The following is a 13,075-nucleotide window of genomic DNA, read 5'->3' as shown; positions in this document are numbered from 1 at the left end:
GACTGCGATCAAATGATCATCTGTCTGGAGTTCAGATGATCATAGAGAATAAAAACAAGGTTATCTATAAAAGAAGAGATAACGAAGAATATTTAAAGTAATTAAATACTCTTAATACCTATTATGAGGATGGTTGGATATTTTTCAATCAAATTGTGTAACAAAAAAAAGAGAGCCGAAGCTCTCTCTTTTTTATTTTTTAATTAGTGACGTGCTGCTTTTGAACCTTCCACCGGTTTTACAATCGGTGTTTTAGGCAAAGGCTTTGGCATCGAAACTAATGCTAAAGGTAAGATGTCATCAATACTTTTCACAGCTTTGATTTCCAAACCTTCTTTAACATTCGCAGGAATTTCTGCCAAGTCACGAACGTTGTCTTGAGGAATGAAGACGAGCTTGATTCCACCGCGATGTGCTGCAAGAAGTTTTTCTTTTAAGCCACCAATACGCATTGCACGACCACCTAAGCTTGTTTCACCCGTCATTGCAATATCTGGACGAATCGCAATACCTGTAAATGCTGATACAAGGGCAGTTGTTAACGCTAAACCAGCAGATGGGCCATCTTTTGGTGTTGCACCTTCTGGTAAATGAACGTGTACATCAGTTTCTTCAAAACGAGAAGATTCAATACCTAGCTCATCGGCACGGGTACGTACTAAAGTCATTGCTGTAGTAATAGACTCTTTCATTACATCACCGAGTGAACCAGTTGTAATGAATTTACCTTTACCTTTAACCGCTGCAACTTCAATAGTAAGTAACTCACCACCTACAGATGTCCAAGCTAGACCATTTACACGTCCCACTTGTGCTTCATCTTCTGCAATACCAAAGTCAAACTTATGTGGACCTAAGTATTCTGGAAGATTGGCAGAAGTCACATCAAGCTGTAAGTTTTTAGACTTTTTACTTACTGCTTCTTTTACTACCTTACGTGCAATTTTAGACACTTCACGTTCTAAATTACGTACACCAGCTTCACGCGTATAGCGCTGCACAATGTCACGAATTGCTTCTTCATGAATTGTTAACTCTTTTGCACGCAGACCATTGTTCTTAATCGCTTTTGGAACAAGGTAACGTTCAGCAATGTTAACTTTTTCATCTTCGGTATAACCTGGTAGACGAATAACTTCCATACGGTCAAGCAATGCCTCAGGAATATTCATGCTGTTTGCAGTACAGATGAACATCACTTCAGATAGGTCAAGATCAAGATCTAAATAGTGATCGTTGAACTTACTGTTTTGTGATGGATCTAATACTTCAAGCAATGCAGAAGCAGGATCGCCACGGTAGTCTTGCGCCATCTTGTCAATTTCGTCGAGTAAGAACAATGGGTTCTTCACGCCAACTTTTGTTAAAGATTGCACGATTTTACCTGGCATCGCACCAATATAAGTACGACGGTGACCACGAATTTCAGCTTCGTCACGTACACCACCGAGTGCCATACGAACAAATTCACGACCTGTTGCTTTCGCGACAGACTCACCAAGTGAAGTTTTACCTACACCAGGAGGGCCTACTAAACATAGAATCGGACCTTTGAGTTTTTTAACACGTGACTGAACAGCTAAGTATTCAACAATACGATCTTTTACGTCATCTAAGCCGTAGTGATCGGTATCGAGAATTTCCTGTGCTTTCGCAAGGTTAATACTTACTTTGCTCGCTTTATTCCACGGCGTATCTAAAATTACTTCTAGATAGTTACGTACAACAGCTGCTTCACTAGACGCTGGTTGCATTGCTTTAAGCTTACGGAACTCAGCTTCAGCTTTTTTACGTACGTGTTCAGGTAAATCAGCCTCAGCAAGACGTTTCTCTATTTCAGCAACGTCATCTTCAGCACCGCCATTCATGTCAGAAAGTTCACGTTGAATGACTTTCATTTTTTCATTTAGAAAGTATTCACGTTGGTTTTTTTCCATTTGACGTTTTACGCTGTCATGCAAAGTTTGTTCAATTTGCTGTTCTGCAGATTGATTTACCAAGTAGCTCATCAGCTCTTGTAAATGTGCTTCAAACTCATCGTACTCTAAAAATTTCTGTTTAATTTCAATATTTAGAGGCACGCGTGTTGCTACGAAGAACATGAGTTGTAGCAAGTCTTCAATTTTATTAGCCGCAGCAACAAGTTCACGTGCATTACGTAATTTTGCTTCAGCATATTGAGCAAATAAAGTACGTAACTCTTGCAAACGAGTTTCTTGAGTAGCTTTATCGACGTTAATTGTCATTGGACTTAAGCTGTGCTCAGCAGTCAAATGGCTATCTTCATCGATAATCTTTTCAAGTTTAGAGCGATGTAAACCTTCAATAAGTACTTTAATGCAGTTTTCATCATTCTCATGATTTACGACTTGAACAATCTTAGCGACAGTTCCGTACTGATAAAGGTTATCGTGATCAATTTCTTCTGTAAGCGAATCTTTTTGCGCAACTACAAATACTAAATTGTCACTGTTACGAGCCACATCAACTGCATTGATCGATTTTTCACGACCCACGAATAACGCAATTTGCATGTGTGGATAAACCACGACATCACGCAACGCTAAAAGTGGTAATACACTTGGAACCTGAGGCTCTAAGTCAGTTTTTTCATTCATAATAAGTTCAGACATGGGCACTCCTAATGAGTGACAACGAGGTTGCCATGTTTTTTATAGTGATGTGTATTTTAAAAATTACAAGGGCCTCACTAGAGAAAATGTGGAAAAAAGGACTAATTTAGTCAACTTTTTTTTAAAAATGTTATGAATCAATAGATTAATTCTTAAGAAGAATAAAAATTTGTATAAATCATAAGTAATTTAGCTTAATAATTATAAATTTTTATATAACAAAAAAAATTATGATAGGAAAATAACCACTTTATTGTGCGATTTATAAACTGCATTTAATTAACAATAATGCAAAACTCATTCAGTGTTTAGCATTAAATAGGCGTGCTAATATAAGTTGGTAAAGCGGTCTGTCACGTAAAAGTAATCATCCTTAGGGTGGTTACTTTTATGATTTTAGGAACACGAAAAATTAAGACTAATTTTAATTTTCACATAAATATTATCTTTTAAAATAATAAACACGTTGTGGTGTGAGTAAAGCATCTAAGGGTTGATCCCAACTTTGGCGTTCTAGAGTATGTTCGATAAATTGAAATTGATGAGCTAACCCTAAACGATAAGGCCGGTGTTTTGCTGTAGCCAAGGTACGATCATAATAACCACCTCCCATACCAATACGCGTACCATATTGATCGCATGCTAAAAGTGGCATGAGTAACAAATCAAGAGAAGCCACATGCTTTGCTCTGCTTGCCATAGGTTCTTTCATACCTAATGGATGGTGTGAAAACCGACGATTTATATATTGGTTTTTAGATATTTTTACCCAAACTAATTTTTGATTCATAGAACAAATCATCGGTAAATAAACTTGTTTATTCTTTTTAAAGCATAGGGCTATGAGAAGCTCTGTGTGAACTTCACCAAAGGCATGTAAATATAAGCCAATTTTTTTTGAAGAATGAAAAATAGGAAGGGTATTGAGATGATGAAGAACACCAAGCTGAGCTTGTTTTTGTTCAAATGAAGTTAAAGAACGTCTTTTAGATCTTAAATTTTTTCTAATAAAGCTGAGTTCATTCATGAGGTAAATCTAACGAAAATTAGAGATCAGTCGTGCAAAATTATACCTATTTTTCGACAGATTTATGGAAATAGAAGAGTAATTAGAAAAGCACCATAAATTCATTGGATTAATAATCATAAAGTGTTCTGATATATTTTATTTAAAGATAAAATTTCTATTTCTTTACGTATTACCAGTATTTCTTTACATTTAATAAGGTTAAGTATATTTAAAAGATTGATGCAGCATTACTAAGCCTATGAAGTTAAAAATTCTAACCCTTACTCTCAGCACTTTAACGCTACTTAGTGGCTGCACAAAACAAGCAGAACCTGAAGCAGCGGAAGTTGATTATAAAGCTCAATTTGAAGAGTCAGATCGTAAAATCGGAGAGTTTTTAGACCAGTTAGATAACCCAAATACACCTCAAGACGTTAAGGTCAAAATTTTATGTCATGACTATCCTGAGGTCTATAAAACTCAATACATGCCCGCTTTAATAAAAATTTCGCCTAAACCTTATACTGAAGAAAAGTTGTTATCTGATCTAAAAAGTGCAACTGACTACTATAAGGATGCTTTTGGAATTAGATGTAATCAATAAATTTAATTGTTTTTTATCTCAAAAAATCTGATAAGTGTGAATTGATTGGCATTATTGACTTGTGATAAATTTTCTTCTGTCTTAAATAAATAATAGTTTGGGGATCAAGATATGGAAATCTTAAAATTTTTACAGAGTTTTAATACGGTTGGAACTTACTTAACAATTGCATCAACTGTTTTAGTGGGTCTTGTTATTTATTTTTATGTGATTAATCCCGCATAGAACCCTTTCAAAGAAATAGTGATTAAATCACTATTTCTTTTTTTATTAATAAGATTCTCTAATTAATTTAAAGCTATAAAAATAAGGTAGGTGTATGAAATTTAAATTATTTTTTCTTGGTTTTTTAGCTTTTGGCTGTTATGCCGATGAAAGTGTAAATGACCTCGAAATTTGTAATGTGGTGAAGAAAGTTTCTTATACTGTCATGGAAGCGCATCAACAAAAAGTTCCATCTGAAGACTTGCAGCATATAGCGAATAGTCTTGAAGATCCAAAGGCAAAACAACTTTATCAAGATTTAATTACTTCTGCTTACTCAACCAAAGTATTCAAGACCAGCTTCTTTAAACGAAAAGCGATAGAAGATTTTCAAACAGCTTGGTATCAAGAATGCTTAAGTAGAAAAGAAAAGTAATTTTGAATGCAGAGATTCATTCATCTCTAAAATAATAACGTTATGCATTATTGAATGCTTGAGAAAAAGATCGTACCGACAGGTCTGTATTGAAAAGTTAATTGAAATAAATTTTTGGAATTTTATTATTTAATTAAAAATAAATGCTCCGAAGATGCCGCTGCATGTGTCGTTACCCTGAACCCGATGAGTTCAAGGTGGACGCGACGTATACTTGCTGGGTTTCCTACTCGAAGGTAGGCATACACTCTAAATATACAGAACGCAATCCATAAGTTTAAGTATCGGCAGGGGAATAGACCCGCTGGCGAACATCCCAGAGATAGCTTAAGTATAACCGATCTGACCCTGATGGCAATCACTTGAGTTTATGGAACTGTAAACTTAGTTTGCGTTTGATGAAGCTTTGTACATTAGAGTACAGAAAATAATATTCAACTGGAGTTTTACTCTCAATAAAAATGCCTTGCATCTATGTTTTAGAATACAAGGCATTTTTGTATTGATAGAAGTTGATTAAACCACTTGTTCAACTTCTTCTAAAATTGTTTGCAGTAGACGTTCGCAGTGAGTGTATTCCTGCAAAGATTTATTAAGGCTCAGCACTTCTTGAGTTAATTGTAAAGCGACCATAATGACCAGTTTATTGTGCTCAACACGTGGAGCATTACGGCGCATGTCATTAAACTTCTCATTGAGAAGCTGTGCTGCACGTTCAAGTTCATCTTTTTTATCTGCGGTAGTAGCGAGTCTAAAAGTCTGCTCAATCAGCCTAAGCTCTACCATGACTTGTTCACTCATGATTGGGTCTCCTCACCAGTTTCAGCATTAGGATGGGCAAGCTGCTGGATTTCTTGGGCATGTTGATCTTGAGCGGTGCCTAAAATTCCTAAACGTTGAATAATCGCTTCAACTTTTGATTTGGCAAGCTCATTTTTTTGTAACAAACGATCACGATCTTGTTGTAAATCATGCAGCTCTTGCTGAGTTTGACGCTGGTGGGCTTGTAACTTTTCTTTTGCAACACGTAATTCATTTCGTTCTGCAAGGATTTCCTGAAAACGATTTTTTAAATCAGTCGTACTCTTTTCTAATCGGCTATAACGTTCAGCAAGTGTGTTAGCATCTTGATTCAACTGTTGAAATTGGCCTTTTAACTGAGTGAGTTGCTCAGTTACCGCCTCAATTTCCTCTTGTTTTTTAGTGATAATACTATTTTTTTGCACAACTTGTGCGTGATGCTCTGTTTCAGCCAGTTCTTTAGCTTCTGAGAGGGCCGCATGTTCACTCTCTAAATGATGTAAGCGTGTTTTTAAAACGCTAATATGCGCTTGTAGCCGCTGTAATTGTTCTAACATAACGAGGTCGCACAGAATTGCAATCAAAGGTAATATATACAAAGTATAGAGATTGGATAAACGAATGCAAGACGATATTTCAGGCTGGACAGATTGGAACGCTCATTTTGAAGGAATTGAAGAAATTTCAAGCCCTAGTGAGTTACATGGTCTGTTAACAGGTATTGTTTGTGTGACAGAAGCGCCTACGCGTGAAGAATGGTCACAAATTTTAACAACCCTTAATGTGCCAGAGTTAAGTGAAGATGCTTTAGTGCTTTTAACTGACGAAGCAGAAGATGTGGTTCATGCTTTATCTGAAGATGAATTAGATTATTTACCAATGCTTCCAGATGATGAACATCTACTTCAAGAGCGTGTGCAAGCACTATCTGATTGGTGTGCGGGTGTTGTGTTAGGTTTCGGTTTAGCATCTGGTCATGTGCGTGGTGATGAGCGCGAATTGATTGAACACCTTCAAGATGTTGCAGCAGTCGAATTTGAAGATTCTGACAATGATGAGGAAGGCGAAAGCAGCTACGAAGAATTGTATGAATTTGTACGCTTAATTCCTGTAAGCTTGTCGATTGGTAGAAAAAAAATCACTGTAGCTGAAAGTTCTTTATTGAAAAACTTTCATGCAAAAAGTAAAACTGCTGCTCTAGGTACAGATCAGAATATTGTTGAAATGTTTACACCACATCGCCCAAGCTAATTGAGGCGATGTGTTATTGGTTGTATTTTATTTTTTGACTTTAAAATTCTAAATCAAGTAGATCATTATGAAATTGCCTCAAGCTGATTTTCAACATCGTAGAGACCGTTTAGCAAAAAAAATGGGTCCTAACAGTATTGCAATTATTGCAACGCGTGAGGAGATGTACCGTAATCGTGATGCGGATTATAAATTCCGTGCCGATAGTAGCTTTTTCTATTTGACGGGCTTTGCTGAGCCTGAAGCAGTTGCAGTTATTGAAACCTTTGAGGATGTAACTGACTATAGTTATAGTCTTTTTTGTCGTGAACGTAACCGCGAGATGGAAATCTGGAATGGTTACCGTGCCGGAATTGATGGCGCGATTGAAGACTATGATGCAGATGAAGCCTATGCAATTGATCTGCTTGATGAAGAAATTATTGAAAAGTTATTAAATAAAGAACGCCTTTATTATCGGATTGGGCAAAATGCTGCGTTTGATGCAAGAGTGAGCCAGTGGATTAAAAAAGCAGATGCTGAGCATCGACATCAAGGTGCTCCAGCTCAACTGGTACAGCTCGACCGTATTGTTGATGAAATGCGTTTAATCAAGTCACCACAAGAACTTGAGCTGATGCAAACTGCTTCAAAAATTAGTGCTCAGGCACATACTCGTGCGATGCAAATGGTGCGTCCAGGTATGATGGAATATGCACTAGAAGCCGAGCTCAATTATATATTTGGGCAAAACGGCTGTGTCCCATCTTATAACAGTATTGTTGGTGGTGGGGCTAATGCCTGCATTTTACACTACGTTGAAAATAACCAACCTCTTAAAGACGGTGATTTAGTCTTAATTGACGCTGCATGCGAATATGAGTTCTATGCGTCAGATATTACCCGTACTTTTCCGGTCAATGGTAAGTTTAGTGCTGAGCAAAAAGCATTATATGAAGTTGTATTGGCTTCTCAATATGCGGCGATTGATGCAGTACGCATTGGTAATTCGTACCGTGAGCCTCATGAAGTAGCCGTTAAAATTTTAACCGAAGGCCTAATTGAGTTAGGTTTGCTCAAAGGTGATATTAACGAACTTATCGAAACCGAAGCATACCGTCAGTTTTATATGCATGGTACAGGCCATTGGTTAGGTATGGATGTACATGATGTCGGATCTTACAAAAAAGGTGAAGACTGGCGTCAATATGAAGAAGGTATGGTCGTTACCGTTGAACCCGGCCTATACATTGCACCAGATGATGAAACTGTAGATAAAAAATGGCGTGGTATTGGTATTCGTATTGAAGATGATGTGGTCGCAACCTCGAAAGGACCACGAGTTTTAACTGCTGATGTGGTTAAAAATATTGCAGATATTGAACATTTAATGGCGCAAGCTAAATCATAATTAAACGTATTCGCCAAAGGAGCACAACTCGATGCAACAACAAGTGATTATTGTAGGTGGGGGAATGGTTGGACTTAGCCTTTCGCTCATGCTGGCGAAGGCTAATATTGCAGTAAAGCTGTTAGAAGCTGTGAAATACCCAAACTATGATGATCAAAATGTTGCCCCTTATCATTCCAGTTTTGATGCGCGTAATACGGCTTTATCGCGTCGTAGTGTACAGATTTATCAGAAGCTGGGGTTATGGGATGCATTACAGCAACACGCGACTCCAATCCTACAAGTTCACATTACTGAACAAGGCAGTTTTGGTAAGGCGCGCTTAATTGCAGAACAAGAAAAAGTCGAAAGCTTTGGACAGGTGATTGAAAATGCTTGGCTGGGTCGTGTTTTATTGACTCAAGTACGTCAGCAGCCTTTGATTGAGCTGATTGATGGCGTACAGGTTACTGCTTTAACTCAAGATACTGAACAAGTACATATTGAAGCCAAGCGTGGTGATGAAGTTTTAAAACTTGAGTCAAAGCTATTAATTGCCGCAGATGGACGTGACTCTTTCTGTCGTCAGGCTATCGGCGTTGGTGTAGATGTTCATGATTATGATCAGGTTGCAATTGTCACTACTGTTCAGACTTCAAAACCCCATGAACAAGTCGGTTTTGAGCGTTTTAGTGCATTAGGTCCTTTAGCTTTATTGCCTTTACCGGGCGAATATCGCCGTTCAGTGGTATGGCCTGTTAAAAAAGGCACTGAAAGTGAGTGGTTAGGCGATGAAAATGATCAGCATTTCTTAAGGGCGTTACAACAAACTTACGGTGACCGAGCGGGTAAATTTGAAAAAACCGGCAAACGCTTTAGTTATCCGCTTTCACAAGTGCTCGCACATAAACAAGCTGTCGGACGCGTTATTTTAATGGGTAATGCAGCGCATACAATCCATCCTGTTGCAGGACAGGGCTTTAACCTATGCCTACGTGATGCGGATGTTTTAGTGCGTTATTTAGTAAACCAGCTAACCGCTTCTGACGATATTGGCAACCCTGATAATTTACTGGCTTATGAACAGGCTCGTTTGTCAGATCAACAGCGAGTAATTAAGTTCTGTGACACTGTTGTGCGTGGTTTTAGTAACCAAAATCCATTATTAAAATTAATTCGTAATACGGGATTAATTGCATTTGATGTCATTCCAGGTGTTAAACCATTGGTAGCGAACTATGCAATGGGGTTAAAGGCATGAGTGAAGTACTAGATGTTGTCATTGTTGGTGGTGGGCTGGTTGGTGGTTTAACAGCTTTATTACTTGCCCAAGGTGGTGTACAGCCTACTGTGCTTGATGCGGCTCCTGTACTGGATGTTGAAAAAACACTAAGTGTGATGAACCCGCGTGTTTTAGCACTGAGCCAAGCGACCATTCATTTACTTAAAACTGTCAATGTTTGGGATGATCTAGCACGTCAAATGCCATATACAGGCATGCAAGTGTGGAATCTGAATGGCTATGGTGAAATTAATTTTGGTCACGAGTCCGTACAAAGACCAATGACAGAACAGGCCTTGGGTTCTATGGTTGAGCCAAGTGTATTGAATGTTGCTATTCAACAAAAAATGCTTGAGCAACTAACAGATTATCGCACTCAGGTTCGTGTGACTCGTATTGAGCAGGGTGTGGGTTGTTGGCATATTCAATTGGCAGATGGTACGACACTTAAAACTAAGCTGCTTATTGGTGCTGATGGCGCCAATTCATTTGTACGAGAACAGGCTTTTATTGATCTAGACGTATTAGATTACAAGCAAGCAGCGATTAGTTGTGCCATTAAAACATCTAAACCCCACAATCATGTTGCTCGTCAAATTTTCTTACCTACAGGGCCTTTAGCCTATTTACCGATGGCTAGTCTTGAAGAAAGTGAAAATGGCTACTGGCAGTCTATTGTCTGGACACTACCTGATGATTATGCCGATGAATATTCTGCTTTAACCGATCATGAGTTTATGCAGCTTTTAACTCGTGAAAGCCAACATATGTTGGGTGAAGTATTAGATGTACGTTCAAGAGCCCAATTCCCGCTCAAAGCGCGCGCTGCAAAACAGTATGTGAAAGCTGGTTTAGCTTTAATTGGGGATGCAGTACATGTGATTCATCCACTTGCTGGACAAGGCGTAAATATTGGTTGTTTAGATGCAGCTGTACTCTGTGATGCACTGTTACATGACTTAGCGCGTGGCGTATGGGCAAATGAACAGACATTGTTGCGTTATGAGCATCGCCGTAAAGGCCAAAATGATGCAATGATGCATAGCATGTCGGCAATTGGCTGGTTGGAAAGTAGTGAGCTATTTCCATTTATCTGGGTCCGGAATGTGGGACTCAAGCAAGTTGAGCGAATTTCCTTCTTAAAAGAGCGTTTTATGCAACAAGCAAACGGTTTAGGGTCTTTACAAAACACCCAGTATAGTCGTTAAAATAATTACGAAGTTTATGCTCTACTGGTCTAAATAAATATCAGTAGATATTTTTTAAGCAATCATTTATATATCATTACCAATTGGGTTGAAAAAGATACACATTTGACCAATTTGGCTCTTTGCTAAATGCAAAGAGATTGCTAAATTTCTGAGGTCTTGGGACCATAGCGATGATGCAATAGAAATCATTCTGGGGAGTGAAAAATGTCAGATATCAATGATTATGAAGATGCAGAAGATTCTGCTGTAGATGAAGATGAAGCGAAAGCAGCTGAAAGTGGTGCAGCTGATGAAGAGGCAAGCAGTATTAATGATACTGATATTGCTGAGGCAGAAACACTGACTGTGACTGCTAAGCAAAAACAGCGCCAAGCGCTGGAAGATGAAGTTGCCGCATTTTTAGCTCGAGGGGGGAGAATTACTGAAGTTCCTCCAGATGAACATAGCGACCATTAATCCTAAAAAGCATCACATGAGTGATGCTTTTTTTATTTTTAAGGTGCATTTTGAAGTTCTTTCAAAATCCCGCATTCATCTACTGTTCGATTGGTAGAGCAATGCTGTTTTAAATCAATTAAAGATTCTTTTAAAAGTAATAATCGTTCGATTTTTTCAGATACTTCTTTTAAGTATTTATCTACTAAATTATCAATTTCTGTACAGGCCTGTTTAGGCTGGGCTTTCATTCCTTTTAACGTTTTAATATCACTCAGTGAAATATCTAATTCACGGCAATGCTTAATAAATAAAAGGTCTGCAAGAGTTTGCTCCGTATAAACGCGATAATTATTTTCTGAGCGCTGAATACGGTCCAGCACACCTACTTTTTCGTAATAACGGATCGTATCAATTGGAATATCCGCTTTTTTTGATAATTGACCAATAGAAAGACTCATAAGACTTGACTCTGGAGTTACTCAAGGGTTTTTAATCACTATAAAAGAGTTTTTGAGGAAATAAAATGGCTGGATGTGGTTGTGCTTCAACATGTTCTCCTTCAAAGAAAGTGAGTCCACGTTTTAGAAAAGTGTTATGGATTGCGCTTGTGGTCAATGCCTTAATGTTCGTAGTGGAAATATTGGGAGGTTATAAGGCCCAATCTGTTTCACTTTGGGCAGATGCACTGGATTTTGCCGGAGATGCAGCAAACTATGCATTATCTTTAGTCGTTCTTTCGATGAGTTTATATTGGCGTGCAACAGCTGCATTAGTTAAAGGAATAACGATGGCGGCTTTCGGTGTTTTTGTTATTGCGAAAGTGGTCTGGTCGTATTTTTATGGCGTTTCACCAGAACCAATGGTGATGGGAGCAATTGGTGTAATGGCTCTAATTGCTAACGTTTCTGTCGCGCTTATGCTCTATGCATTTCGTGATGGGGATGCCAATATGCGCTCTGTATGGCTGTGCAGCAGAAATGACTCAATTGCTAATATTGCTGTAATTTTAGCGGCGGTTGGGGTATTTGGAACAGGCAGTGTATTTCCTGATTTGATTGTTGCCTTTGTCATTGCATATTTGGGTGTATCTTCTGGCTATGCTGTTATAAAACAGTCACAACAAGAAAGAAAACAGGCAAGAGTTATAGTTGCCAGTGAAGCGTAATACTAAAGAGTAATAAAAAAGGATCTTTTATATGATCCTTTTTTATTTTAAGTCGTTAAAACAAGAGGGTTATAGCGATACTCCACATAACGCAACCAATAATGAAATCTAAAATTTTCCAGGCTTTGGGGTTGATAAATAGTGGCTTTAATAATCTTGCGCCATAGCCCAGACTAAAAAAGAAAACCCAAGAGGCAAGAATGCTCCCCAAAGCAAAACTCACTTTGTCTTCAAGCTGAGTTGCAACGGAACCAATCAAAACAATAGTGTCTAAATAGACGTGAGGATTAAGCCACGTAAAGGCAAGACAGGTCACTAATGCTTGAGTTAAAGTCTGTTTTTGACTGCTATCAAGGTCCATACTTTGGGTGGTCTTAAATGCAGCATAAAATGCTTTGGCACCGTAAACTAATAAAAACGTTGCCCCTATATATTTAGCTACGGTAATTAAGATAGGTGATGCCGTCATGATTTCGGCAAAGCCTAATACACCACAGGCAATTAAAATTGAGTCGGACAGAGCGCAGATTAAACACAACCAAAATACATATTGCTGTTTAAGTCCTTGTTTGAGGACAAAAGCATTTTGAGCTCCAATTGCTACGATAAGCCCACTGCCAATACCGAAACCTTTAAAAAATATACTAAGAGAGAACATAACAATAAGGTGAA

Annotated in this window: 15 protein-coding genes and 1 other RNA gene; 9 read left to right on the top strand and 7 right to left on the bottom strand. The window is 38.1% G+C overall.

Annotated elements, in window-relative coordinates; all coding sequences use genetic code 11:
• Window positions 1-203: 203 nt before the first annotated feature.
• Together lon and KTI79_RS07170 are read right to left on the bottom strand one after the other, a co-directional pair.
• Entirely contained in the window at window positions 204-2,633 is a 2,430-nt protein-coding gene (gene lon / locus KTI79_RS07175; RefSeq protein ID WP_032054878.1) for an endopeptidase La, read from the bottom strand.
• Window positions 2,634-3,075: 442 nt separating this feature from the next.
• Entirely contained in the window at window positions 3,076-3,660 is a 585-nt protein-coding gene (locus KTI79_RS07170) for a 5-formyltetrahydrofolate cyclo-ligase (RefSeq protein WP_032054877.1), read from the bottom strand.
• A gap of 241 nt (window positions 3,661-3,901) precedes the next feature.
• Between KTI79_RS07170 and KTI79_RS07165 the strand changes: the two genes are divergently transcribed.
• From KTI79_RS07165 to KTI79_RS07155, 3 genes are all read left to right on the top strand, one after another.
• Window positions 3,902-4,246, top strand: a complete 345-nt coding sequence (locus tag KTI79_RS07165; RefSeq protein WP_032054876.1) for a hypothetical protein — start codon at window positions 3,902-3,904, stop codon at window positions 4,244-4,246.
• A 111-nt stretch (window positions 4,247-4,357) separates the two neighbouring features.
• The gene (locus tag KTI79_RS07160) at window positions 4,358-4,471 is read left to right on the top strand and encodes a hypothetical protein (RefSeq protein ID WP_079284308.1); all 114 of its coding nucleotides are present in this window, start codon (window positions 4,358-4,360) and stop codon (window positions 4,469-4,471) included.
• 94 nt (window positions 4,472-4,565) lie between these two features.
• On the top strand, window positions 4,566-4,886 hold the full coding sequence (locus KTI79_RS07155; RefSeq protein WP_143225020.1) for a hypothetical protein: 321 nt from the start codon (window positions 4,566-4,568) through the stop codon (window positions 4,884-4,886).
• 141 nt (window positions 4,887-5,027) lie between these two features.
• Here the strand turns inward: KTI79_RS07155 and ssrS are convergent.
• The 3 genes from ssrS to KTI79_RS07140 all read right to left on the bottom strand — a co-directional run bounded on the left by ssrS (window position 5,028) and on the right by KTI79_RS07140 (window position 6,244).
• Window positions 5,028-5,212, bottom strand: a non-coding RNA gene (gene ssrS, locus KTI79_RS07150) — 6S RNA.
• Window positions 5,213-5,402: 190 nt separating this feature from the next.
• Window positions 5,403-5,687: a cell division protein ZapA gene (locus KTI79_RS07145; RefSeq protein WP_262468320.1), complete on the bottom strand. Its 285-nt coding sequence runs from the start codon at window positions 5,685-5,687 to the stop codon at window positions 5,403-5,405.
• Window positions 5,684-6,244 carry a hypothetical protein gene (locus KTI79_RS07140; protein WP_032054874.1) on the bottom strand — a complete coding sequence of 187 codons (561 nt, stop codon included), beginning with the start codon at window positions 6,242-6,244 and terminating at the stop codon, window positions 5,684-5,686. The genes KTI79_RS07145 and KTI79_RS07140 overlap by 4 nt, the downstream gene beginning before the upstream one ends.
• Before the next feature lie 64 nt (window positions 6,245-6,308).
• Here KTI79_RS07140 and KTI79_RS07135 point away from each other — a divergent pair, with 64 nt between their 5' ends.
• The 5 genes from KTI79_RS07135 (at window position 6,309) to KTI79_RS07115 (ending at window position 11,256) form a co-directional block, all read left to right on the top strand.
• Window positions 6,309-6,938, top strand: a complete 630-nt coding sequence (locus tag KTI79_RS07135) for a UPF0149 family protein (protein ID WP_032054873.1) — start codon at window positions 6,309-6,311, stop codon at window positions 6,936-6,938.
• A gap of 67 nt (window positions 6,939-7,005) precedes the next feature.
• Window positions 7,006-8,328, top strand: a complete 1,323-nt coding sequence (gene pepP, locus KTI79_RS07130) for a Xaa-Pro aminopeptidase (RefSeq protein ID WP_086375956.1) — start codon at window positions 7,006-7,008, stop codon at window positions 8,326-8,328.
• Between the two features lie 31 nt (window positions 8,329-8,359).
• The gene (gene ubiH, locus KTI79_RS07125) at window positions 8,360-9,568 is read left to right on the top strand and encodes a 2-octaprenyl-6-methoxyphenyl hydroxylase (protein ID WP_032054871.1); all 1,209 of its coding nucleotides are present in this window, start codon (window positions 8,360-8,362) and stop codon (window positions 9,566-9,568) included.
• A complete protein-coding gene (locus KTI79_RS07120; RefSeq protein WP_032054870.1) occupies window positions 9,565-10,797 on the top strand; it encodes an FAD-dependent monooxygenase in 1,233 nt (410 codons plus the stop codon). Before ubiH ends, KTI79_RS07120 begins: the two co-directional genes overlap by 4 nt.
• A 207-nt stretch (window positions 10,798-11,004) precedes the next feature.
• A complete protein-coding gene (locus KTI79_RS07115; protein WP_002117665.1) occupies window positions 11,005-11,256 on the top strand; it encodes a hypothetical protein in 252 nt (83 codons plus the stop codon).
• 38 nt (window positions 11,257-11,294) lie between these two features.
• Here KTI79_RS07115 and KTI79_RS07110 read toward each other — a convergent pair whose 3' ends face one another.
• Window positions 11,295-11,696, bottom strand: coding sequence for a Cd(II)/Pb(II)-responsive transcriptional regulator (locus KTI79_RS07110; protein WP_032054869.1), 402 nt, complete (start codon window positions 11,694-11,696; stop codon window positions 11,295-11,297).
• A 65-nt stretch (window positions 11,697-11,761) separates the two neighbouring features.
• Between KTI79_RS07110 and KTI79_RS07105 the strand changes: the two genes are divergently transcribed.
• A complete protein-coding gene (locus tag KTI79_RS07105; RefSeq protein WP_032054868.1) occupies window positions 11,762-12,403 on the top strand; it encodes a cation transporter in 642 nt (213 codons plus the stop codon).
• A 55-nt stretch (window positions 12,404-12,458) separates the two neighbouring features.
• Here the strand turns inward: KTI79_RS07105 and KTI79_RS07100 are convergent, their stop codons facing one another.
• Window positions 12,459-13,061 carry a LysE/ArgO family amino acid transporter gene (locus tag KTI79_RS07100; protein WP_032054867.1) on the bottom strand — a complete coding sequence of 201 codons (603 nt, stop codon included), beginning with the start codon at window positions 13,059-13,061 and terminating at the stop codon, window positions 12,459-12,461.
• Between the last annotated feature and the right edge of the window lie 14 nt (window positions 13,062-13,075).

It is taken from the genome of Acinetobacter sp. WU_MDCI_Abxd143, assembly GCF_025514195.1.
GTDB lineage: Bacteria > Pseudomonadota > Gammaproteobacteria > Pseudomonadales > Moraxellaceae > Acinetobacter > Acinetobacter pittii_H.
Note: the sequence above shows the minus strand (reverse complement) of the source record. Positions and strands in the feature narration are given on the sequence as shown.